Raw genomic sequence first — 20,415 nt, forward strand, 5'->3', positions numbered from 1 at the left:
CCCACTATTGGCCGTGAGCGCCGAGCTGGGATACGGCTAGGTCATCGGCCCAGTCAATTTGACGACAGTTCGTACTTCTTTATTTTGCGATACAGCGTTGCGATCCCGATGCCTAATTTTTCTGCTACCAGTTTCTTGTTGGCGTGATGGCTGAGTGCTTCTTCAATCATCATTTTTTCCATATTCTCCAACCCCAGCGTATCCTGGTTGGTACAGATTTCTGTGGCCTTGCTTGCCGAGGTATTTTGGGGCTGATGCAGGTATTGACCACGGGTTAAATTGGGCGGCAGCAGATAGGTATCAATGATTTCACCGCTGGGCACCACGTTGACCAGATACTCGATTAAATTACTCAGTTCACGCACGTTGCCCGGCCAGCGATACTGGCGCAATATTTTAAGCACCTCCGCTGAAATCCCCGGGTAAATAATGCCGATTCTTTTGGTATGTAAACTGAGGAAATAGTGGACCAACAGTTCAATATCTCCCTCACGTTCGCGCAACGGCGGCAACGAGAGGGGAATCACGTTCAGGCGATAATAGAGATCCTCACGGAACTTCCCTTCGGCGATATATTGTTCCAGATTTTGGTTGGTGGCGGAGATAATGCGGATATCCACCGGAATCGGTTTGCTGGAGCCAATCGGCAGCACCTCGCGAGATTCTACCGTACGCAGTAATTTTGCCTGCAACATTAATGGCATATCGCCAATCTCATCCAAGAATAGCGTGCCCTGATTGGCGGCCTGGATAAGCCCCACCTTGCCATTGGCCGAAGCCCCGGTAAATGCGCCTTTCAGGTAGCCAAAGAGTTCACTTTCCAGCAGTTGATCCGGGATCGCCGCGCAGTTAATGGCGATAAAAGGCTTATCGCTGCGGTTGCTCAGCCGGTGTATGGCGCGTGCTACCACCTCTTTGCCGGTGCCGCTTTCCCCCACTACTAACACGCTGGAAGGGCTGGGGGCGATGCGGGTAATCAACTTCTTTAGCAGGCGCATTGGCTTACTTTCCCCGGCCAAGTGCTCAATACGCGGATCTTCATGGCTCATCGGGTTGTTAAATGATGAGTGTGACTGGTGAAAAGCCATTAAAAACAGTTGATGATCCTGAATCTGGTGCAACTGACCAATCATGATCTCCTGGCGATCATCGAAGGAGATAATATGCTGTAAATGCCCGCTGGTGTAATTCTGATGGAAGGTCAGCGCGTGAATAGTAAAGGTTTTTCCAATAATCTCTTCTTGCGGTAAATTAAATTCTTTCAAGGCCATGGCGTTGGCGAATTTAACCTGATTTCTTTCATTGAGAATTAATACGCCCTGATCCATATTTTCAATCAGGCTGAACAGCACTTTATTTAACCCACCGCTGTTGCTCTGCGTCTCTAATAAGTTGGAAACGAAAACGTTAGATATATTCCGTACGTAATCGGAGAACTCTTGCAGATTGTCGCGTAATCGTTGCTGCTGCTCCAGATTGAAGGCCACCAGGCTGATCACGCCGATGCAGGTGTGTTGAAACAGGATCGGAATACCGAGAAATGCTTTCTCCTGGCACTCTTCTTTGCTGCTGCACCCGTCACAGACCGGATCAAAACGCGAGTGGGTGACTATTTTTTCCTTTTGTGTATCAATCACATGTTTCAATAACCCGGAATTACTGCCGAGCTTTCTGCCAAAGTTTTTGCCATAGGGGCCGGTTCCTGCCACTCGCACCAGATTGGCGTCAACAATCTCTACCTCTAACAGCAACACGCTGGAGAGCATTTTGGTAAAGCGCAAAATTGTCGGCTGGATCTGCATCAGCGCAGACTGGGTATTTGCCAGTGCTATCATTACGAGTCTCTCTTTTTTCATCATCGAAAAAAGAAACGATAATACATTAATGCCTGCGGTAATTTGATTGTCATCAAGCTAATCCTTTAGAAATAGATTGTGCAGTTAGCGTCACATTTTATTATCAAAATGATACTCTGCGGTAATTGCTATCATTTTGGGTTGCAATAGCGGCTGATAATTATAAATAGCCTGCTATAGAATGTTGGCGTGATCGTTTTAGATGAGCGTGTTTTCTGAATCCCTCCCAATTAACCCCGCTGAAAACCGTGAATTATGTGATCGACATCATATTGTCTGTGTGTTTCGCGCCCCATATCCAAGGATTTTTGCCTCTTGGCATGCTTATTGATTGCCTGATAACAGGCGCTGAAAATGCGTATTGGTCATTCTGAGGTTAAACGTCGGTTATTTAGGGGCAAAGATGAGAACAGTTAATCAGTTAATTAAGGACATAAAAGCGTTAAAGTCCAATTTACATCAGAAGGACTTTTTACTGACTTGGGAACAGAGCCGCGAAGAGCTGGAACTGGTGCTTAAATTGGCTGAAGCGCTGAAAACCATGCGTTCAGAAAATATCGCAACCAAGGTTTTCAACAGTGGCTTAGGGATCTCTATTTTCCGCGATAATTCCACGCGCACCCGTTTTTCTTATGCATCGGCGTTGAACCTGCTGGGCTTGGCGCAGCAGGATCTGGACGAAGGCAAATCGCAGATCGCCCATGGGGAAACGGTGCGTGAAACGGCGAACATGATTTCATTCTGCGCCGATGCCATCGGCATTCGTGACGACATGTTCCTGGGGGCGGGTAACGCCTACATGCGCGAAGTCGGCGCGGCGCTGGATGAAGGCTTCCAGAAAGGAGTGCTGCCGCAGCGGCCAGCGCTGGTTAACCTGCAATGCGATATCGATCACCCGACGCAGGCGATGGCCGATCTGGCCTGGTTGCAGGAGCACTTCGGTAGCCTGGACAAGCTGAAGGGCAAAAAAATCGCCATGACCTGGGCCTATTCCCCGAGCTACGGCAAACCGCTGTCGGTGCCGCAGGGCATTATCGGCCTGATGACGCGCTTTGGGATGAAAGTCACTTTGGCACACCCGGAAGGTTACGACCTGATCCCGGATGTGATTGAGGTAGCGAAAAACAACGCGGCGGCTTCCGGCGGCAGTTTCCAGCAGGTGACCTCCATGGCCGAGGCTTTCCAGGGCGCGGACATCGTTTATCCGAAGTCCTGGGCACCGTACAAGGTGATGGAGCAACGCACCGATCTGCTGCGCGCCAACGATTACGCGGGCTTGAAAACCCTGGAGCAGCAGTGTCTGGCGCAGAACGCCCATTACAAGAACTGGCACTGCACCGAAGAGATGATGAAGCTGACCAAGGGCGGCGAAGCGCTGTATATGCACTGCCTGCCAGCGGATATCACCGACGTGTCGTGTAGCGAAGGCGAAGTCAGCGCCAGCGTGTTTGAGAAATACCGCATTGCCACCTATAAGGAAGCCAGTTGGAAGCCTTATATCATCGCCGCCATGATTATGGCGCGCAAATTCTCCAACCCAGGTCTGACGTTGGAGCAATTACTGCAAGAAGCAGAAAGACGCATTAAATAAACCCTCTCTGGCCGGGAACGCCTTTGGCTGTTCCCGCGCAGTGCAAGGTTAATGCGACCCGAGGAGGTAACAGCAATGTCGGTTTTTTCATTGAAAGTGGATATTGAGGATAACCGTTATTTTAACGGTGAAACCTCGCCGCTATTCTCTCAGGCAGAAGCGCGCAAAGCGCGGGCGTTTCATCAAAAAATTACGGGCTATCAGCCAACGCCATTATGTGCGTTGGACGATCTCGCGCACCTGTTTGGCGTAAAGAAAATCCTGGTCAAAGACGAGTCCAAACGCTTTGGCTTAAATGCCTTCAAAATGCTTGGCGGCGCTTATGCCATCGCCCGGTTACTGTGCGAAAAATATCAGATCGATATTAATGCGTTTTCCTTCGAAAAATTTAAATCCACGCTGAGCGGGAAAATGACCTTTGCCACCACCACCGATGGCAACCATGGCCGGGGTGTCGCCTGGGCGGCGCAGCAGTTGGGGCAACATGCGGTGGTGTACATGCCCAAAGGCTCGGCGCAGGAGCGGGTGGATCACATCCTCAATCTGGGGGCCGAGTGCATCGTCACCGACATGAACTACGACGATACCGTGCGCCTGACGATGAAAACGGCGCAGGAGCGCGGCTGGGAAGTGGTGCAGGACACCGCCTGGGAAGGCTACACCAAGATCCCGACCTGGATTATGCAAGGCTACGCCACGCTGGCGGATGAAGCCGTTGAGCAGATGCAACAAATGCAGATTGCGCGCCCAACCCATGTGCTGTTGCAGGCGGGAGTGGGGGCGATGGCGGGCGGGGTGCTGGGTTACTTGGCCGAGGTGTTTGGTGCCAGCCAACTGCATTCAGCGATCGTGGAGCCGGAACTGGCGGACTGCGTTTATCGCTCCGGCAAGAAAGGCGAAATCGTCAACGTGGGCGGTGAGATGGCCACCATCATGGCGGGCCTGGCCTGCGGCGAACCAAACCCGCTGGGTTGGCCGCTGCTGCGCAACTGCGCCACGCAGTTTATCTCCTGCCAGGACAGCGTGGCGGCATTGGGCATGCGGGTGCTGGGCAATCCGCTGGGTAACGATCCGCGCATTATCTCCGGTGAGTCCGGGGCGGTCGGCCTTGGCGTGCTGGCCGCCGTGCATTATCACCCGCAACGCGCACAACTGATGAAAAAACTCGGCTTGAGTAGCCAGTCGGTGGTGCTGCTGATCAGTTCGGAAGGCGATACCGACGTTAAGCATTATCGCGAAGTGGTATGGGAAGGGAAATATTCGGTCTGAAAATACCCGCTGTCTTTCAAGCCGCAGCGTTGTTACCTGCACTCGCTCACCCTTGAGTAAGCTCCTGGGGCTGAGCGAGCTGGGTGCCTAGCTGCAACGCGAAATTCTCAGATTATCCGGTCTCTCGTGCAGGTGAGAAGTAATACAAGAGTGGAGAACAGAACACAATGGCAAAGCAAATTCCTTTTGAACTGGTGTTAGAGAAAGCCTACCAATACAAAGATGAAATGACGCGTTTCCTGCGGGACATGATTGCGATCCCGAGTGAAAGCTGTGATGAAAAATTGGTGGTGTTATGTATCAAGCAGGAAATGGAAAAGGTGGGTTTCGACAGGGTGGAAATTGACCCGATGGGCAACATCCTCGGCTATATCGGCCATGGCCCACACCTGATTGCGATGGACGCGCATATTGATACCGTCGGCATTGGCAATATCAAAAACTGGAATTTTGATCCTTATCAGGGCATGGAAAATGACGAGATTATCGGCGGCCGTGGCGCTTCGGATCAGGAAGGCGGTATGGCCTCAATGGTCTATGCGGGCAAAATCATCAAGGATCTGGGGCTCGAGGATCAATATACGCTGCTGGTGACCGGCACCGTGCAGGAAGAGGACTGCGATGGCCTGTGCTGGCAGTACATTATCGAACAGTCGAAGATTTGCCCAGAGTTTGTCATCAGTACCGAACCTACCGACTGCCAGATCTACCGTGGCCAGCGGGGCCGCATGGAGATCCGCATCGACGTACAAGGCATCAGTTGCCACGGCTCGGCACCGGAGCGCGGTGATAACGCCATCTTCAAAATGGGGCCGATCCTCAACGAACTGCAACAGTTGTCCGGCAAGTTGGGTAACGACGACTTTCTGGGTAAAGGCACGCTCACCGTTTCCGAGATTTTCTTCACCTCGCCGAGCCGCTGTGCGGTGGCCGATAGCTGTGCGGTATCGATTGACCGCCGCCTGACCTGGGGCGAAACCTGGGAGGGGGCGCTGGAAGAGATCCGCGCCTTGCCTGCGGTGCAGGCCGCCAAAGCGGTGGTGTCGATGTATGACTACGAGCGCCCGTCGTACACCGGCCTGGTTTACCCGACCGAATGCTATTTCCCGACCTGGAAAGTGGAAGAAGATCACATCACGGTGAAAACTCTGAGCAAAGCCTATCAAGGGCTGTTCAAGAAAAAACCGGTGGTGGACAAGTGGACGTTCTCTACCAACGGTGTGTCGATTATGGGCCGTCATGGTATTCCGGTGGTCGGTTTTGGCCCCGGCAAAGAGCCGGAAGCCCACGCGCCGAATGAGAAAACCTGGAAAGAACATTTGGTGACCTGTGCCGCCATGTACGCCGCCGTGCCGTTGGCCTACTTGGAAGAGTTGGAAAAATAAGAAGCTAATCCTAACCCCTGGGGAGGGGTAGGGGGAACTCAGAGCACCGAGTCAAAGCCCCTCACCCCGGCCCTCTCCCACAGGGAGAGGGGGCGTACTGTTCAGGATTATGGGGAGGGTGATGCCCAGCTAACCCGTGCGGTGAACCAGTTCCCTCTCCCTCGGGGAGAGGGTTAGGGGGAAATAAGAAACACCGATTTAAAGCCCCTCACCCCGGCCCTCTCCCCGAGGGAGAGGGGGCGCACGGTTTAGGATTATGGGGAGGGTGATGCCCAGCTAACCCGTGCGGCGAACCAGTTCCCTCTCCCTCGGGGAGAGGGTTAGGGTGAGGGGGGAACCCAGAGCACCGAGCTAAAGCCTCTCTCCTGGTTTTTCCCTATGAGGAGAGGGGATATTTTCTCACCTATTGCTGCGATTTTTTCAGGGGTGCCAACATGAAGCGGCTGATTAAGAACGGCATTCTGGTGGATAGCGACGGGCAGTATTCTCAGGATCTGCTGATCGAAAATGGGATCATTTGCCAGCGTGCTGTCGGTATCGAACCTGGCGGTGACTGCGAGATGATTGATGCGACCGGCTGCTATGTGATGCCCGGCGGCATCGATGTGCATACCCATTTCAATATCGATGTCGGCATCGCCCGCAGCTGCGATGACTTTTTCACCGGCACCCGCGCCGCTGCCTGCGGTGGCACCACCACTATTATCGATCATATGGGTTTCGGCCCGGCGGGCTGCAATCTCCACCATCAGCTTAATCTTTATCATCAATACGCAGCCGGTAACGCGGTGATTGATTACGGTTTCCATGGCGTAATCCAGCACATTAATGACGGTATTCTCGAAGAAATGGCGGGCATGGTGCATGACGAAGGGATCAGCAGTTTCAAGCTGTACCTGACCTATCACTATAAAGTGAGCGATGCCGAGGCGCTGCGCGCCTTATGGCAGCTGCGGCGGGTGGGGGCGTTGACCACGGTGCATCCGGAAAACGATGCAGCCATTGCCTTTCGCCGCGCCGCGCTGGTGGCAGCCGGGAAAACGGCACCGATTCACCATGCGTTAAGCCGCCCGCTGGAGTGTGAGGCCGAAGCAATAGGCCGGGTGATCAATCTGGCCCGCTTGGCCGGCAATGCACCGCTGTATATTGTCCATTTATCCAATGGCTTGGGGCTGGACTATTTGCGCCTGGCGCGCAAACAGCAGCAGCCGGTGTGGGTGGAAACCTGCCCGCAGTATCTGTTGCTCAATGAGCAGTGCTACCTGCGTGATGATGGCGCGAAATACATTCTCAGCCCGCCGCTGCGCAACCAGCAGGAGTTGGATCGCCTGTGGTTAGGGATTGCCGATGGCTCGATTGACACGGTGGCGACCGATCACTGCACCTTCCCGTATCACCAGCGTCAGGCAATGGCGGCGGGGGATTTTACCCGCTGCCCGAACGGCCTGCCGGGGGTAGAAAACCGCATGCTGCTGCTGTTTTCTCATGGCGTGATGAGCGGGCGGATTTCCCCTTCACGTTTTGTGGCGCTCACCAGCGGCAACCCGGCCCGGCTGTTTGGCCTGTGGCCGCGCAAGGGCAACCTTAGCCTCGGTGCGGATGCCGACGTGGTGATTATCGATCCGCGCCAATCCACGACGATCAGCCATCGCCAACTGCATGACAATGTCGATTATTCCCCTTATGAAGGTTTCCGCTGCCAAGGCGCGCTGGTACTGACGCTGTGCCGGGGCGAGATGGTGGCCCGCAACGGTGAGTTTACCGGGCAGCAGGGCTATGGGCAGTTCTTACGCCGTCGGCCTTTTGATGCAGTAACTGTAACTGATGTAATCCACTGACCGATTCCCTCTCCCTTGGGGAGAGGGCTAGGGTGAGGGGGGAATCAAACATCGTGGTAAAAATGAGGCTCAGCATGAAAAAGAAAATAGTACTGGCATTGGGTGGCAACGCCTTGGGCGAAGGACTGGCGGAACAGATGCAGGCGGTAAAAACCACCGCGCGGGCGATCGTCGATTTAATTGAGCACGGTCATCAGGTGGTGGTCACCCACGGTAACGGCCCGCAGGTGGGCATGATCAATCTGGCGTTTGAAGCGGCGGCAAAAACTGAAGCCCATACTCCGATGCTGCCGATGTCGGTGTGTGTCGCGCTAAGCCAAGGCTATATCGGTTACGATCTGCAAAACGCTCTGCGTGAAGAACTGCTCGATCGCCATATCGATAAACCGGTCGCTACGCTGATTACCCAGGTGATTGTCGACGGCAACGATCCGGCGTTCAAGAACCCCACCAAGCCGATTGGCTCCTTCTTTAGCGCAGCCGAAGCCCGCCTGCTGAGGCAAAACGGCTACAACATGCAAGAAGATGCCGGGCGTGGCTATCGCCGCGTCGTGGCATCGCCCCAGCCGGTGGATATCGTTGAGAAAGAGACGGTACGCGCCATGATGGCCGCCGGGCAGGTGGTGATCACCGTCGGCGGTGGTGGCATTCCGGTAATACGCGAAGGCAACCATTTGAAAGGGGCCAGTGCGGTGATCGATAAAGACTGGGCCAGCGCTAAACTGGCGGAGATGATCGATGCCGATATGCTGATCATTCTCACCGCCGTGGAAAAGGTGGCGATTAATTTTGGCAAGCCGGAGCAGCAGTGGCTGGAGCAGTTGAGCGTGGCTGATGCTCAGCGCTTTATCGAGCAAGGGCACTTCGCCAAAGGCTCGATGCTGCCGAAGGTCGAAGCGGCGGTGGCGTTTGCCGCATCCAAGCCGGGGCGTCAGGCGTTAATCACCGTACTGAGCAAGGCGCAACTGGGTATTGAAGGGAAGACGGGAACGGTGATTAGCCAGTAATGGTTATAACTTTGGCTATTGGAGGGGAACTGATAGCTGGGTGGTAGTGCTAACCAACTTCTTCTTCGGGACTGTTTCTTAATACATAGCACTTTTGTCTATGTAAGATTGGTGTAATGAGAATTGCCGTAAATAGAATGCAATTTCATGAAACACCAGAATACGGCAATTGCAGGGCCCAAGGCGGGGCCCTGCACCCGCGCCAACGCTTAACATGGCCTGCCCGCTGCGCGGGTGCCTTCGCTGCACCCCCGTTGCCGGACGGGTCGGCTCAATTCACGTCCCTGTTCATATCGCCTCAACCGGCCATCCATGGCCGGTTGCCCCTGGCAACGGTGTCTTGCTCAAAAGCATGACATCTATGATTTATATGTATTTTTTAGACTGTTTTATGAAAAGTTGAATTATGACCTATATTTATTTAAGTGTCTGATTTTCAGATAGTTAGCAATAGCATAAGTTTAGCACCTACCAGCAGATGCACCTAGCTTACCCTCACTCATTTGAGGTTGCCACTGCCACCAAGCCTAGATACCATCAGCATCAATTTTAACCCGCTTAGTGGCATCAATGGCAACACCTCCAGACCAAACTACTCACGACCTTGCTCACCTCGCTTTTTGTGCTCTCGTTGCATTACAGACCGCTGTTCAGGACGGTGCTATGACTTCCCCAATGGCAGAGCATCTTTTTATCGTCCGTTGGCTGGCTACTGCTCAAAAGCAGAAGCGTTTCCCCAAAACCGTGGCGATTGATATTCAACTGCTTTTGGATAAGGGCCGTAAACAAGGCATAGACGTTAAGCTTAAATCTCATCTTGCATACGTCTGGCGCTCATGTAGCGGCGATCTACGGCAACAAAGTGACCTCTTTAGGCTGACTTACACACTTGAGGGCCTTAAAACGTTGGGTTGGCGTAACGAGTTGGTAACGCCTGCTGAATGGGATTCTGGGGCGCTGGAAGAAACTGCTGCTGGGCCTACGCTGTTTGTGCTCAAGACTGCATTACAATCAGCTTTCACCAGTGAAGGGCGTCTGATTACACCACTTGCATTTAAGGTCGCGGCTGGTGATACGCAGATCGTTGTTGATGCATTGACCGCCAATAGTCTAACCGCCAGCGGTTCAGGGGATGTGGTGACACTCACGCCTTAACGTTGGTTATCTATCAACGAAGTTTTAGCAGAGATCGGGCTTTGATAGCGCTTGTAAGCCAGTTAGGTGTGTTAAACCTGCTGATTGATGTGATATTAGATAACGCGTAGCACTACCACTCTTTCTATGAGGGAACATGATGAGTATCAAAGAGCGTTTGTCACAACTCAATATTGAACTGCCGCTGCCTTGGACTTTACCCCCTGGGGTTAAGATCCCTGCGGTGTTTGTACGTGTGCACCGCCGGAGAGTTCTCGTATCTGGTCATGTACCGATTGATCAACAGGGGCAAATTGTTGGGCCATTTGGTAAGGTCGGTGACGCTGTTTCAATCGAAGAAGCACAAACGGCAGCTCATTTAACCATGCTGTCCATATTTGCCAGCCTGCAAAGAGAGTTAGGTGACTTGGACCGTATCGCCGCTTGGATCAGGGTTTCTGGTATGGTGAATTCGTCACAAGGCTTTGTTGATTTTCCAAAAGTAATCAACCCTGCATCTCAACTCATTGAAGATGTTTTCGGGGTGGAAATAGGCTCTCATTCGCGAATTGCGATTGGTGTAGCGGGTCTACCATGGAATGTCCCTGTAGAGATTGAAGCTGAGCTAGAACTTCTATGATCTAACTCAGAATCGGAATATGACTTGTTAACGAGGTTTTAGCAGAGATCGGGCCGAGATAGTGCTTGTAAGCCAGTTAGACGCGTTAAACCTGCCAACGTATGCAACTGGCAACGCAATGCAGATCAACACTACTCGGCTGCGTGTGGGCTGCGTATGATGATAGGTTTGGCTATGGGCAAAAAGTGATTGGTTGAAATGTCTGAGTAATACAGTATGCACCTAATCCTGCAATTGGTAGCGCCACATCATCCTTACTTGAACAAGCCTTGAACGTGCATGAACTCGAATGCTAATCTTTTCGTTTGAACAGTGTCCGCTAAGTTTAGCCAGATCATTGATTAAATAATGATAATAAGCTTTATAAACTTACGACCATCAGTATATCTTTAATGTTATTGGAGTATTATATGAAAAATCTATACCGTCAACTTATGTTAATCGGTGCTTGTATTCTGCCTATTTATGGGTATGCAACGACACATCCATCATTTGGCAAAGAATTGCAACGGTTAAATATTGATGAAAAGTCAGATGAACTGCTTATTGTTTATCCTAATCACAACAATAACAATGTGCAATGGAGATTAGTTTCGGAGCCTGTTAAAAAATCGGATGACAGTGATGATTGGACTTCGAAAAACTGTTTTGTTGAATTTCAATATAATGAATTAAAAGCTAAACGTAGTGCTTATAGCTGTGTGCCTATAGATGGTGTTATCAGTATTGATACATATAAGATTGATGATAAGTCAATAATAGTTGAGTTTCGTAGCGAACGAGGTGGGATGGCTTTACTTTTCAGTATAAATCCTGATAATCAAATAAGTAACACAAAGATCCCTTATATGACAGGAGATGATGACGGCATTTCTTTTTACAAGAAAAATAAGGAAATTATAGCAATAAGCACTCATGATAATTTTACTCTCTTACCGAATGAAATGAATGAGTATTATATAAGAAAGTATGAAGGTTCAGGGATTGCTTTCAAAGTTTACTCCCGATAAGCATCTATGATTGTATTTTTATCAGGAGTATAGGTTCGCTTACTTCTTTGCTCTCAATTGCACTTTGCACGGGATTTCACTGGATGCCGATGTTGTGCCATCCAATATCGGGGTAATGATTGCCCGGCATTCCCCCGGTGAGTTCGATTGAACGTAAAAGGTGTTATTGCTTGTAGGGGGGATTTCGGGGGCATTATCTTCTGATTGCAATAGCCATAAGGAAGTAATGGTAATAATGACGATGATAACTACGGCAATGAGTTTGGTTTTTATTGGGAGCATGGTGTATCACCGAAATCAGTATTGGAAGGGTTACAAAGCACACCGGTATAAAATGCAGCGCAGACCGCATGATACAATACACGCGATGGATTATCCCAACAGGGGATGAAATGCGCGTCTGGAATATCTCGCGTTAAATGATAGTCTGGATGCACCAGAATAAAGTTGATGGTTTTCGATGCGCTGGCAATCTCAAACAACCGTTCACTTTCCTGGCTGTCTATGATGATGATATTTAAATCCACGTAGTGACCATGAAGCTCATACTCTTCTGCGGAAGATATCTTATTATAGAAAATATCACGTTCGAAACCGGGTAACTGACTTTCATCTATCATTTCCGGGTTATTGGTGAATATATTCACTTCAAGCTCGAACGCTGGCATCTTTAATGACAGAGGCACTGAAAAATCCAAATAGAAAACATTACCTTCTACATAATAGGTTTGCATATGATTGCTCTCAAGTTAAATAGAATGGAAAGTAAAGTGAAATACAGGCAGACAGACAGGCGGGCATCAATAAACTGACGGCCATCCAATGGACAGCCGCCTAGAGGTTATAAACCGTAAACGTTAATATAAAACTGACCGTTATTGTCATCGGTCTTTTGAATACGGTAGGTTATCGGTTTGGATAAATTAAGCGCAGTGTATTTCGCGTATTTAAAACTCACCTCCGCTTCACACAGGTAAATATCCAGCTTGGCGTTATGCTGTTGTGTCCTCACATTATTAACAGTGATTGCGGGCATATCATAGTCAGACTCTCTTTTACTGGCTGCTATATAAGGTTTTCCGGCAATATCCACCACCAGGTTTTTGGCTTCATCACTGTTACATGTCGGGGTACTGGCGTCACAACCAGACAGCACCCACATTGCCACACAGGCGACAAACACTCTCCCTTTCATGCTATTGACTCCAGATACGCGTTAACGGGCTTATGAAACAGATTGAGAAGCAAGGCGAGTGAAGTAAACAGCGTTGAAATAACCATAACGGTTAACGCAGCTATCCGCCATTTCTTGCTTTCAGTGACCACATGCTTAATCGCAATAAAAGCCGTCACACTCACATAAACAGAGGCCGCATCCAAAAGTAACAGTGAGAAGTTTCTCTCTGTGAATGAATAAAAAATGCTGATTACTGCATTGCAAAGAAACCAATATAGCCAGAATGTTTTTGCCAATCCAAGGTCGCCATTCAGTAGTTGACTCATTCCTTCTTTTTGTGATTTCTGGCCATTTGCGTGTGCTGTTTTAAGCTTGTTGATAAAAGACATTATTTATCCTTATTTAATGAAATGTTATCTTGTCTGATTTGAACAACCAGATTAGCTGCCCGGTTATAACCAATCCTGAAATGATGCTGAACGGCTTTAATGTCGTTATTTAATTCATGGTTGATAATCAGGTTAAGTGTTTGGTCATAAAGCGGGCCTTTATTTAATTCAGTTGACATGATGGCTCTTATCAATAAATTTGAGTCTGTACGTAATGAATTACAAACAGCCATCCAATTTTTTATTTGTAGACGCCAGACAGTGAGTTCCCGGCATTCATGCCACAATAGCTATTGCATTCCTCAGTGGCGCTGACATTAACGCGGCCCTGGCCCCACGTCAGGGTCATCACACAGTGGGCGTTGTCTCGCCATTGCAAGGTGGTGTGTTGCGGCGTATCGGCAATGCCGTTGGCAATACCTTCCATTTCACAAACGTGCGCCTCTACATTGGTATTGATAGCGAATTTTGCTTGCTGGTCATTCCCCGGCACTGCCGATAGCCGGATTTCCCCCTCGGATTTCTGATAAACAAAGGTCTTTCCTTCCATTTTAGCGGCTGTGGCTGCATGGCAAACCAATCCCGCCAGTAATGCGATATAAATGTGTTTCATTGTGGCTCCCTGTCAGTTGATACGGATGTTTTTAACGAATTTCCCCAGCGTCAGCGGCCTGCGCTTTTCCACATAAAAGTAAGCCACATTGAACGCCGATTTCTTATGGTTGCCTTTCCCCAGTGAAGGCCAGTCGCGGAAAGCCTCTATCTGGGCTTCTGAATAGGGCGTGGTTGAGAAGTCGAACAAGACCAGCAAGGCTTTACCGTCGTACTTCATCAGCTTCTTCATTTCCGTGCTGTTGACGGTCGCGGAGACGGTGGATTTCGCGGCGGTGGGCTTGCGTACTGCAAACTCGACCGCCACGTCATCAATCACAAAATCAATGTAGCCATTCCCCGTTAGGGTTCCCGGCAGCTTGCCCTGGACTTCGGGTGCCACCGCATCAGCAAAGCACCCTAATAGGTAGCAACGCACCAACGGAAGGAGTTCTCTTTCACAGTGTTCATTCAACCGCAGGGTTTTCACAAACTCCGGTCGGTACAGTGAGTGGAAGAAGTATTCAAAGCTTTCTGTTACGGATGTAATGGTGGTCGCCATGATTATCTCTTTTTGTCATGAATAGACGGGGGTTTATTGAGATAACGGCTCGGCCACAACTGTTCCGGTGTCATGCCCAACACCTCTGCAATCAGGCGCTCTGCCTTGGGATAGTGCTGACTGAACGCATTATTGAGGGTTCGGGGGCCAAGTCCCTGGTCACGAGACAACTGCGCCAGACTCACTCCCCGCTTGTGTAGGGCCGCCACAATGTCAGCCCGGTGCCAATCGACCAGACTTCCCTTGGGGGGCTTTTTTTGCGATGCTACGTGGTTATTCATGATGTTAACTCCTTTGTATCAGTACAACACCATTAAATGCGAACAAAGCGAACTAATCAAGTTCTCTTTTTGAGTTATCTTGCCGCCTCTTGTTAACGCATTGATATCTGGAATAAAGTTTATGAACGACAGTTTGACGCAAGAAACCAGCCTGCGGGATGATGAGCAATGGCTCTCGGCACAAGCGTTTGTCGGTAAGCCGGGGATGCCGAGCACGGCAAAAGGCTGCCGTTTACGTCTGGAAAAGCTGGCGGCCATGCACCCTGACATCAAAAGGAAGAGAACGGGACATAAGGGCTTTGAGTACCATATCCGCGCGGCGGGGATGCAATTGAAGAGTGAACGTGTGGAACAGCAGGAGCGGAAAACGCAGCCAGCCTCGCCCTATGGGTCGGATGAACAACTGAACCTCTGGGTGCAACTGTTCAAAACCATGAAGCCAAGTTCACGCGACAGGTTGTTAAAACAGGCATTGGAGCAAGTCGCCGATGACCTGATGTTAACCAGCAGCGTAGAGCCAGAAGTGATGATGTTGGCCCGTCAGTTGATGACACTTTCAGCAGCACAACGCCAACAACTTCTCGATACCCTTTCACACGCCAGCCAATAGGGTCTGAATAGTTATTTCAGACCCACATCCAATCATTATTTAATTAATAGTTTCTCAGTGAAACTATTTGCCATGTATTATATTATTTGATAAAATGTCATTGTGGCAAAGTGACTATATTTAGCCAATCAACCCAAACGCAATTTAATTAATCCTTAACGGGAGGAAGCACTGTATTTAAAAATCGGCCAACGGCTTATCCGTATTTAATTCAAAAGGAATATCGTGACTAATATCATCCATCAGGAAGGCTATCGGCTTCCCGTTAATCAACAATTGATTGACCTGTTATATAAAGAGCTGGGTAATATGCCACCCATGAAACAAGCATTGAAAGCCGCCTCATTGATATTCAGAGACAACAGTTATAATGCGGAAACCGGCGGTTATCACCCCGTAGAAATCCGACTGGTCAGAAAAGACGAACACTGGTTTTTTGATTACGTGACTGACTTTGCCTATATGGGCCGGGTTTATCCTGAATTGGAAAAGGAAATTGATTTCTGCTGGTCACAACGTTACGCATTCCATGCCGGATTAGGCAGTGACCTCGGACACCGGGCCGCGTGTGAATTATTTACCCTGTGGCAATCCAACTTTATTCAGTATTACCACCAGGGCGTTTATACCGTTCAGTTTCTTTGGGAAATCTAACCATCAGGGGAAGTATTGTGAGTCAAGAGCGTGATGTTCGTCCGGCCATACAAGGCGAATTAGACTGCCTATGCGGTGTTTATAGCGTGGTGAATATGATGAGCTACCTGTTTGATGGCAAAGTCAGGAGGGTGCCACTGGTGCGCACATTGTTGCGGGAATATCATTGTGAATGGTCACTCGAAGACTGGTTCGCTCACGGCCTCGACCAACCCCGAATGGATTACCTGATTGACCGGGTGCTACGGCAAGGCTACTACCAGAAGCACTTCCCCATCCAAATCAGCCATCCCTTCCGAGAGCGCAAGAGATTGACCACGAAGCGCATACTCACCGAAATGACCGAATACCTTGACCGCCCTGACTTCTCCCGCCTTATCCTGATTAGCGACCAGCGCCATTGGTCAGTCATCACGCGTATTGATGAGCAATACCTCTACTTTTTTGATAGCAGCGGGTGGCAAAAATTAACGCGCAAAAGTTGGTCACTCAACGCTGATACGGCACACCAACTGTTACCCGACAGCATTTACTTTGTTGAACGGGAGTTCTGACATGACTCAGATTGACCGCTGCAATGAAGATCTGATAATTCAACAGGCACAAACCATCATCGAAAATCGCTATATCCGGGGGCAGCGTCTGCTATCAGTGCAAGAGGTACGCGATTACCTGATGTTTACGCTGGCCCCGCTAGAGCATGAAGTGTTCGGCTGCATACTGTTGGACAACCAGCAACACGTTCTCTCATACCAACAACTGTTCAGGGGCACTATCAACGGCGTTAACGTCTACCCGCGCGAAGTAGTGAAGTTAAGCCTCGCGCATAACGCAGCAGCGCTGATCCTCGTCCATAATCACCCCAGCGGCTCACCGGAACCCAGCCAAGCTGACTTGGCCATTACCGAAAGACTGAAAACCGCACTTGAGTTGGTTGATGTGCGGGTTATCGACCACTTCATTGTTGCGGGTACGCAAACTGTATCAATGGCGGAGCGTGGGTTAGTTTGAGAAAGAAATGCACGGAAAGTTTTTTAGTCGTATTAAATTTCAAATTAGATGAATATTTTTTATAATGTAAAATCTCTTTGAAATAGTTATAGTGTATAAAAATTATTTTCCCTCTGCAATTTTCACCTCCACATGTGGCTGGTTATTGAACTCTGGAACACTCCCAGGGTTTACGGAATAGAAAAATATAATAAAAGCGATAATTCCGGCAGCTGACAACCCGGCTGATACAATTCTAATCTTAAATGACCCTGGTACAAGAGAATATATGACAAACCCTAGTCCTGTCGGGATAAACAATCTATAGTTGAACCAAGCAACACCATCAGTTATGTTGCCGGCCTTATATTCATAAATAAAATAGATAACGCAAAAAAGGCCTAGTAGAAGTGTTATTGTTCGCTCAAAATCCCACTTTATTTTATTTAAAGACATTTTATATCGACTCTCAAACCCTATTATTGGAAGGTTGTTTAAACGATATTTTTCCTCTATTACACATGCTCTCTTCTTTCTATGTGTTTTCAAAACAGATTGAGATGTTGAGAGAAAGTTTCCAGATTCATAGGGTGTTTTTAGCCCTAAAGCTTTTGCAATAGCCCTAATCGCTATTGCCATATCTGCACTTGAATCAAGAATGTTCTCTATACTTGTCAAAACATCATTAATATCCACTTTAGATTTGCAATTGCCAGTTTCAGCGGCGTTAGCCACAAAACTCTCGAATGTCGTTATATAATTTGAAAATAATACAGATAATTCATTGTACAAAACAGTGACTCTATTTTTAGACTCACCATCAGTTAACGCAGCCAAAATTTCTCGAGACTTAGCATCAAAGCTCGATTTAATAACAATTACTATAGATTCACTTTCCCTGAGACTTTGCATATTCTTCGGCTGCTGCATATAGTTGTGCTGCTACGGCTGCAGTGCCCGCAGTGTCAATACTTTCAAATGCCTTTCTTGATTTTTTTTCTAAAGCTTTGGCAACGATTATATCAATTTCTTCTTTATTTGATACGCCATCTCGATGAATTGTTACAAGTATCTCATTAATCTCATCTGTGCTAATTTCATCTGCAAGATCATAATGCTCTATGAATCCACGTATCAAGCTTGAGTAGTTGATTGACATTATATTTACTTCCTTTTTGTAATTATCTATGTTCTACCTCGAATATAAACGGTTATACCATTTCACTTATACCTTTTTCAACCAATTAATCTCGTTGACAAGTGTTTTTCTTGAGTTTTTCAGCCCTGAGTCTGCCTATCAGCGTAGCCAACAATGAATGCGTTGTTACTAGCAAACTTGCCTGTTTACACCACCAAAATCCCGCAACACCAGTATGGCTGCGGCCTGTGCAAAGGCTACCTCAGAAAAAGCGGCTACGGGGTAACCACAGTGTTCAACTTGCCAAAAATCAACAAGTGCCTCGGCAGCCCTTGGGGGACAAGGGATCACTGTTAATCAGGCCAATCATCAGGACCGACTGCCCCACACTCTAACCTCCAGAGGCCTTTTCATGCTTCAAGACGTTATCGACAACCTTCCTTGCTGACGACAGCCGTTTCACATCTATTGCTTTCCATTCCGTATCATCCAAATCACTCGGCCTACCTCGTTTATGCTTGGTCATGTAGGCTACGATCTCTTCGGTCGTTTTACCCTCCCAAAGCTTGAGTTTGTAAAATTCATTATAGAGATCGAATAGCTGCCTAGCCTTCGGCTGCTTAAGCACAGGCAGCAACTTATCAAGATAGAACATGTTAATCAGTTCGTCCAACGTCTGGCTGTATATACGTCCAGTACCACGTATCATCGAGTCAATGTTGTCGTGACCGAGCAGCTTACAGATTTCTTTTAGTCGAGCCTTGGTCACATCCCGCATGTGGATTTCCATCGGCTGTCCGAACTTTTCTTGCATGTTCTTACGGCTGCAAGCCTTCACCTCAGCCATTTTCGTTGCTGCTGGTTTCTTCACCGATTTCTTAACTGTTTTTTTCGTTGCCATCGCCATGTCTCGCTATCCGTTATGACCGTCAAACCAATCTTGTAACGATGACGGTCATGAAAGTCAAATGATGACAGTCATCTATATGCTCCATATGACGGTCATCAATTTGTGTATTTTTTGGCAAAAACACGGTTTTTATCAGATTGAAATATAACGTTTTTTCAAGGTTGTAAATGGGCATCTCATTTAACCATATGAGATGACAAAAACATGAAAAATCGTATCTTGCGTCAACCCGAAGTTCTGCAACGCTGTGGTATGTCACGTAGCACAATGTACCGCTGGATCGACGAAGGGGCGTTTCCCCAACAGCGGAGCCTGAAAGGGGCAGGCAAGAAAGGTAAGGCAGTTGGCTGGCTGGAGTCTGATATCGACGCCTGGATTGATAGCCGTATGCCGGTGGGGGAATAAAGTGAAGAATCTCCCCCACATTGCCCAAGTGATCCGCAAGGAGATGGCTAAGTTCGAAACACTGGCCGAGGCAAACGCTGAGAACCGCACTCGTATCACTATTTTGCGCCGTGTCGGTAACAAGCTGGATGAACCGGTTTGCCTTGAGTTGGCTGACCGTCTGGAAGGCTGCATTAAGGGCCATCCTTGCGGCAGTATGGCGTGTTCCCGCTGCTCCCGTCAGCGTCGCCTGCGTTTGGTCAACAAATGGTTGGATTTCTTCCAGACGCACCCAGATTACGTGATGGTAACACTCATTTTCTATGACGAGATGTTCCCGAACAAGTTGTTGCTCGGTTGGGACTTGAATCGCCTTAAACAGCGACTCCGCAAGCAGTTGGAACGAATTGGGTTCGACCGCCCTATCTTGGGCGGTTTTGAGATGGATTACCACCGACATACCCAACAACCGGGTGAAAGCCGTTGGATGCCCCATTTCCATCTGCTGCTTCCCAACGATCCGACTAAGCTCAAGCAGCTCCGCCGCTATATGCTTCGGGCCAAGAACTTGCACCGCCGTAAGGGGAAGGTTAATCGACCTATGCGTGAGGATCCGGTGGTGGATGTAGTACATGCCCTAACTTACTGCTTCAAAACTATGTGGCAGGAACTCCCCCGGTTCGTGAATGCGGAGGGTAAACTGAAGAAACGCAGCAAGTGTCGCCTCAAAGATCCGGTGTTTGCGAAATCACTGGTGAAGCTGGATCGCCTAACCGATTCTCAGCTTACTCTCACGATGAATGTCCACAAGTAAGATCGGAAAATTACGGCTAGATGCCAAGGATGGCCTCGCCGATGCATCAAAAGTGCGATTAGATGGTTCAAAAGTGAAGTTTGAGCAAACGTTGACGGTAACACTGATCAGCATTCTGGGTTATCTTTCTGGAGGCTATATTGAGAGGTATTGGGTGAGGTGATTTAGGTGATTAGGTGATTTTC

At 48.9% G+C, this 20,415-nt stretch carries 25 protein-coding genes; 14 read left to right on the forward strand and 11 right to left on the reverse strand.

The genetic code is table 11. From position 1 onward, the window contains the following. Positions 1 to 53 precede the first annotated feature (53 nt). A complete protein-coding gene (locus ACX9GT_RS09860; protein ID WP_473191552.1) occupies positions 54 to 1,832 on the reverse strand; it encodes a sigma 54-interacting transcriptional regulator in 1,779 nt (592 codons plus the stop codon). A 427-nt stretch (positions 1,833 to 2,259) separates the two neighbouring features. Between ACX9GT_RS09860 and ygeW the strand changes: the two genes are divergently transcribed. The 8 genes from ygeW to ACX9GT_RS09900 all read left to right on the forward strand — a co-directional run bounded on the left by ygeW (position 2,260) and on the right by ACX9GT_RS09900 (position 11,730). Beyond that, a complete protein-coding gene (gene ygeW, locus ACX9GT_RS09865; protein ID WP_473190898.1) occupies positions 2,260 to 3,447 on the forward strand; it encodes a knotted carbamoyltransferase YgeW in 1,188 nt (395 codons plus the stop codon). Between the two features lie 75 nt (positions 3,448 to 3,522). Then, complete coding sequence (dpaL, locus tag ACX9GT_RS09870; RefSeq protein WP_473190899.1) at positions 3,523 to 4,716, forward strand: diaminopropionate ammonia-lyase; 1,194 nt, start codon at positions 3,523 to 3,525, stop codon at positions 4,714 to 4,716. Between the two features lie 167 nt (positions 4,717 to 4,883). Further along, positions 4,884 to 6,101, forward strand: coding sequence for a YgeY family selenium metabolism-linked hydrolase (locus tag ACX9GT_RS09875; protein WP_473190900.1), 1,218 nt, complete (start codon positions 4,884 to 4,886; stop codon positions 6,099 to 6,101). Between the two features lie 434 nt (positions 6,102 to 6,535). Further along, positions 6,536 to 7,939: a dihydropyrimidinase gene (gene hydA, locus ACX9GT_RS09880; protein ID WP_473190901.1), complete on the forward strand. Its 1,404-nt coding sequence runs from the start codon at positions 6,536 to 6,538 to the stop codon at positions 7,937 to 7,939. Positions 7,940 to 8,013: 74 nt separating this feature from the next. Further along, positions 8,014 to 8,946 carry a carbamate kinase gene (gene arcC, locus ACX9GT_RS09885; protein WP_473190902.1) on the forward strand — a complete coding sequence of 311 codons (933 nt, stop codon included), beginning with the start codon at positions 8,014 to 8,016 and terminating at the stop codon, positions 8,944 to 8,946. Between the two features lie 570 nt (positions 8,947 to 9,516). Continuing rightward, on the forward strand, positions 9,517 to 10,101 hold the full coding sequence (locus ACX9GT_RS09890) for a DUF2913 family protein (protein WP_473190903.1): 585 nt from the start codon (positions 9,517 to 9,519) through the stop codon (positions 10,099 to 10,101). A 136-nt stretch (positions 10,102 to 10,237) separates the two neighbouring features. Then, positions 10,238 to 10,720, forward strand: a complete 483-nt coding sequence (locus ACX9GT_RS09895) for a RidA family protein (protein ID WP_473190904.1) — start codon at positions 10,238 to 10,240, stop codon at positions 10,718 to 10,720. Positions 10,721 to 11,130: 410 nt separating this feature from the next. Then, positions 11,131 to 11,730 (forward strand): hypothetical protein, encoded by a 600-nt coding sequence (locus tag ACX9GT_RS09900; protein ID WP_473190905.1) that lies wholly within the window; start codon positions 11,131 to 11,133, stop codon positions 11,728 to 11,730. A 269-nt stretch (positions 11,731 to 11,999) separates the two neighbouring features. Here the strand turns inward: ACX9GT_RS09900 and ACX9GT_RS09905 are convergent, their stop codons facing one another. The 7 genes from ACX9GT_RS09905 to ACX9GT_RS09935 all read right to left on the reverse strand — a co-directional run bounded on the left by ACX9GT_RS09905 (position 12,000) and on the right by ACX9GT_RS09935 (position 14,730). After that, entirely contained in the window at positions 12,000 to 12,464 is a 465-nt protein-coding gene (locus tag ACX9GT_RS09905; protein ID WP_473190906.1) for a hypothetical protein, read from the reverse strand. Between the two features lie 107 nt (positions 12,465 to 12,571). Further along, the gene (locus ACX9GT_RS09910) at positions 12,572 to 12,925 is read right to left on the reverse strand and encodes a hypothetical protein (protein WP_473190907.1); all 354 of its coding nucleotides are present in this window, start codon (positions 12,923 to 12,925) and stop codon (positions 12,572 to 12,574) included. Further along, positions 12,922 to 13,296: a hypothetical protein gene (locus ACX9GT_RS09915; protein ID WP_473190908.1), complete on the reverse strand. Its 375-nt coding sequence runs from the start codon at positions 13,294 to 13,296 to the stop codon at positions 12,922 to 12,924. Before ACX9GT_RS09915 ends, ACX9GT_RS09910 begins: the two co-directional genes overlap by 4 nt. Further along, positions 13,296 to 13,475 (reverse strand): DNA translocase FtsK, encoded by a 180-nt coding sequence (locus ACX9GT_RS09920; protein ID WP_473190909.1) that lies wholly within the window; start codon positions 13,473 to 13,475, stop codon positions 13,296 to 13,298. The genes ACX9GT_RS09915 and ACX9GT_RS09920 overlap by 1 nt, the downstream gene beginning before the upstream one ends. Positions 13,476 to 13,537: 62 nt before the next feature. Beyond that, positions 13,538 to 13,909 carry a hypothetical protein gene (locus ACX9GT_RS09925; RefSeq protein ID WP_473190910.1) on the reverse strand — a complete coding sequence of 124 codons (372 nt, stop codon included), beginning with the start codon at positions 13,907 to 13,909 and terminating at the stop codon, positions 13,538 to 13,540. A gap of 12 nt (positions 13,910 to 13,921) precedes the next feature. Then, on the reverse strand, positions 13,922 to 14,449 hold the full coding sequence (locus tag ACX9GT_RS09930; RefSeq protein WP_473190911.1) for a hypothetical protein: 528 nt from the start codon (positions 14,447 to 14,449) through the stop codon (positions 13,922 to 13,924). Positions 14,450 to 14,451: 2 nt separating this feature from the next. Beyond that, entirely contained in the window at positions 14,452 to 14,730 is a 279-nt protein-coding gene (locus ACX9GT_RS09935; protein WP_473190912.1) for a helix-turn-helix domain-containing protein, read from the reverse strand. A 121-nt stretch (positions 14,731 to 14,851) separates the two neighbouring features. On the opposite strand from ACX9GT_RS09935, the gene ACX9GT_RS09940 reads away from it, so the two are divergent. From ACX9GT_RS09940 to radC, 4 genes are all read left to right on the forward strand, one after another. After that, positions 14,852 to 15,340 carry a hypothetical protein gene (locus ACX9GT_RS09940; protein ID WP_473190913.1) on the forward strand — a complete coding sequence of 163 codons (489 nt, stop codon included), beginning with the start codon at positions 14,852 to 14,854 and terminating at the stop codon, positions 15,338 to 15,340. 225 nt (positions 15,341 to 15,565) lie between these two features. Beyond that, positions 15,566 to 15,994 (forward strand): DUF2787 family protein, encoded by a 429-nt coding sequence (locus tag ACX9GT_RS09945; protein ID WP_473190914.1) that lies wholly within the window; start codon positions 15,566 to 15,568, stop codon positions 15,992 to 15,994. A gap of 17 nt (positions 15,995 to 16,011) precedes the next feature. Then, positions 16,012 to 16,548, forward strand: a complete 537-nt coding sequence (locus ACX9GT_RS09950) for a hypothetical protein (RefSeq protein ID WP_473190915.1) — start codon at positions 16,012 to 16,014, stop codon at positions 16,546 to 16,548. A gap of 1 nt (position 16,549) precedes the next feature. Beyond that, a complete protein-coding gene (radC, locus tag ACX9GT_RS09955) occupies positions 16,550 to 17,005 on the forward strand; it encodes a RadC family protein (protein ID WP_473190916.1) in 456 nt (151 codons plus the stop codon). A 102-nt stretch (positions 17,006 to 17,107) separates the two neighbouring features. On the opposite strand, the gene ACX9GT_RS09960 is transcribed toward radC, so the two are convergent. The 3 genes from ACX9GT_RS09960 to ACX9GT_RS09970 form a co-directional block, all read right to left on the reverse strand. Then, a complete protein-coding gene (locus tag ACX9GT_RS09960) occupies positions 17,108 to 17,914 on the reverse strand; it encodes a hypothetical protein (RefSeq protein ID WP_473190917.1) in 807 nt (268 codons plus the stop codon). Continuing rightward, a complete protein-coding gene (locus ACX9GT_RS09965; RefSeq protein ID WP_473190918.1) occupies positions 17,874 to 18,143 on the reverse strand; it encodes a hypothetical protein in 270 nt (89 codons plus the stop codon). The genes ACX9GT_RS09960 and ACX9GT_RS09965 overlap by 41 nt, the downstream gene beginning before the upstream one ends. Before the next feature lie 370 nt (positions 18,144 to 18,513). Beyond that, positions 18,514 to 19,029: a hypothetical protein gene (locus ACX9GT_RS09970; RefSeq protein WP_473190919.1), complete on the reverse strand. Its 516-nt coding sequence runs from the start codon at positions 19,027 to 19,029 to the stop codon at positions 18,514 to 18,516. 207 nt (positions 19,030 to 19,236) lie between these two features. Between ACX9GT_RS09970 and ACX9GT_RS09975 the strand changes: the two genes are divergently transcribed. Both ACX9GT_RS09975 and ACX9GT_RS09980 read left to right on the forward strand, forming a co-directional pair. Continuing rightward, positions 19,237 to 19,437: a helix-turn-helix transcriptional regulator gene (locus ACX9GT_RS09975; RefSeq protein ID WP_473190920.1), complete on the forward strand. Its 201-nt coding sequence runs from the start codon at positions 19,237 to 19,239 to the stop codon at positions 19,435 to 19,437. 1 nt (position 19,438) lies between these two features. Further along, the gene (locus tag ACX9GT_RS09980; protein WP_473190921.1) at positions 19,439 to 20,230 is read left to right on the forward strand and encodes a hypothetical protein; all 792 of its coding nucleotides are present in this window, start codon (positions 19,439 to 19,441) and stop codon (positions 20,228 to 20,230) included. Positions 20,231 to 20,415: the final 185 nt, after the last annotated feature.

Source organism: Serratia sp. YWN4 (assembly GCF_055790845.1).

Coding starts and splice junctions, on each gene's coding strand:
- radC (WP_473190916.1), top strand. CDS start 16,550: ATGACTCAGATTGACCGCTGCAATGAAGATCTGATAATTCAACAGGCA.
- ACX9GT_RS09910 (WP_473190907.1), bottom strand. CDS start 12,925: ATGAAAGGGAGAGTGTTTGTCGCCTGTGTGGCAATGTGGGTGCTGTCT.
- hydA (WP_473190901.1), top strand. CDS start 6,536: ATGAAGCGGCTGATTAAGAACGGCATTCTGGTGGATAGCGACGGGCAG.
- ACX9GT_RS09890 (WP_473190903.1), top strand. CDS start 9,517: ATGGCAACACCTCCAGACCAAACTACTCACGACCTTGCTCACCTCGCT.
- ACX9GT_RS09965 (WP_473190918.1), bottom strand. CDS start 18,143: ATGTCAATCAACTACTCAAGCTTGATACGTGGATTCATAGAGCATTAT.
- ACX9GT_RS09920 (WP_473190909.1), bottom strand. CDS start 13,475: ATGTCAACTGAATTAAATAAAGGCCCGCTTTATGACCAAACACTTAAC.
- ACX9GT_RS09935 (WP_473190912.1), bottom strand. CDS start 14,730: ATGAATAACCACGTAGCATCGCAAAAAAAGCCCCCCAAGGGAAGTCTG.
- ACX9GT_RS09900 (WP_473190905.1), top strand. CDS start 11,131: ATGAAAAATCTATACCGTCAACTTATGTTAATCGGTGCTTGTATTCTG.
- arcC (WP_473190902.1), top strand. CDS start 8,014: ATGAAAAAGAAAATAGTACTGGCATTGGGTGGCAACGCCTTGGGCGAA.
- ACX9GT_RS09970 (WP_473190919.1), bottom strand. CDS start 19,029: ATGGCGATGGCAACGAAAAAAACAGTTAAGAAATCGGTGAAGAAACCA.
- ACX9GT_RS09975 (WP_473190920.1), top strand. CDS start 19,237: ATGAAAAATCGTATCTTGCGTCAACCCGAAGTTCTGCAACGCTGTGGT.
- ygeW (WP_473190898.1), top strand. CDS start 2,260: ATGAGAACAGTTAATCAGTTAATTAAGGACATAAAAGCGTTAAAGTCC.
- ACX9GT_RS09895 (WP_473190904.1), top strand. CDS start 10,238: ATGATGAGTATCAAAGAGCGTTTGTCACAACTCAATATTGAACTGCCG.
- ACX9GT_RS09960 (WP_473190917.1), bottom strand. CDS start 17,914: ATGCAGCAGCCGAAGAATATGCAAAGTCTCAGGGAAAGTGAATCTATA.
- ACX9GT_RS09875 (WP_473190900.1), top strand. CDS start 4,884: ATGGCAAAGCAAATTCCTTTTGAACTGGTGTTAGAGAAAGCCTACCAA.
- ACX9GT_RS09915 (WP_473190908.1), bottom strand. CDS start 13,296: ATGTCTTTTATCAACAAGCTTAAAACAGCACACGCAAATGGCCAGAAA.
- ACX9GT_RS09925 (WP_473190910.1), bottom strand. CDS start 13,909: ATGAAACACATTTATATCGCATTACTGGCGGGATTGGTTTGCCATGCA.
- ACX9GT_RS09940 (WP_473190913.1), top strand. CDS start 14,852: ATGAACGACAGTTTGACGCAAGAAACCAGCCTGCGGGATGATGAGCAA.
- dpaL (WP_473190899.1), top strand. CDS start 3,523: ATGTCGGTTTTTTCATTGAAAGTGGATATTGAGGATAACCGTTATTTT.
- ACX9GT_RS09905 (WP_473190906.1), bottom strand. CDS start 12,464: ATGCAAACCTATTATGTAGAAGGTAATGTTTTCTATTTGGATTTTTCA.
- ACX9GT_RS09930 (WP_473190911.1), bottom strand. CDS start 14,449: ATGGCGACCACCATTACATCCGTAACAGAAAGCTTTGAATACTTCTTC.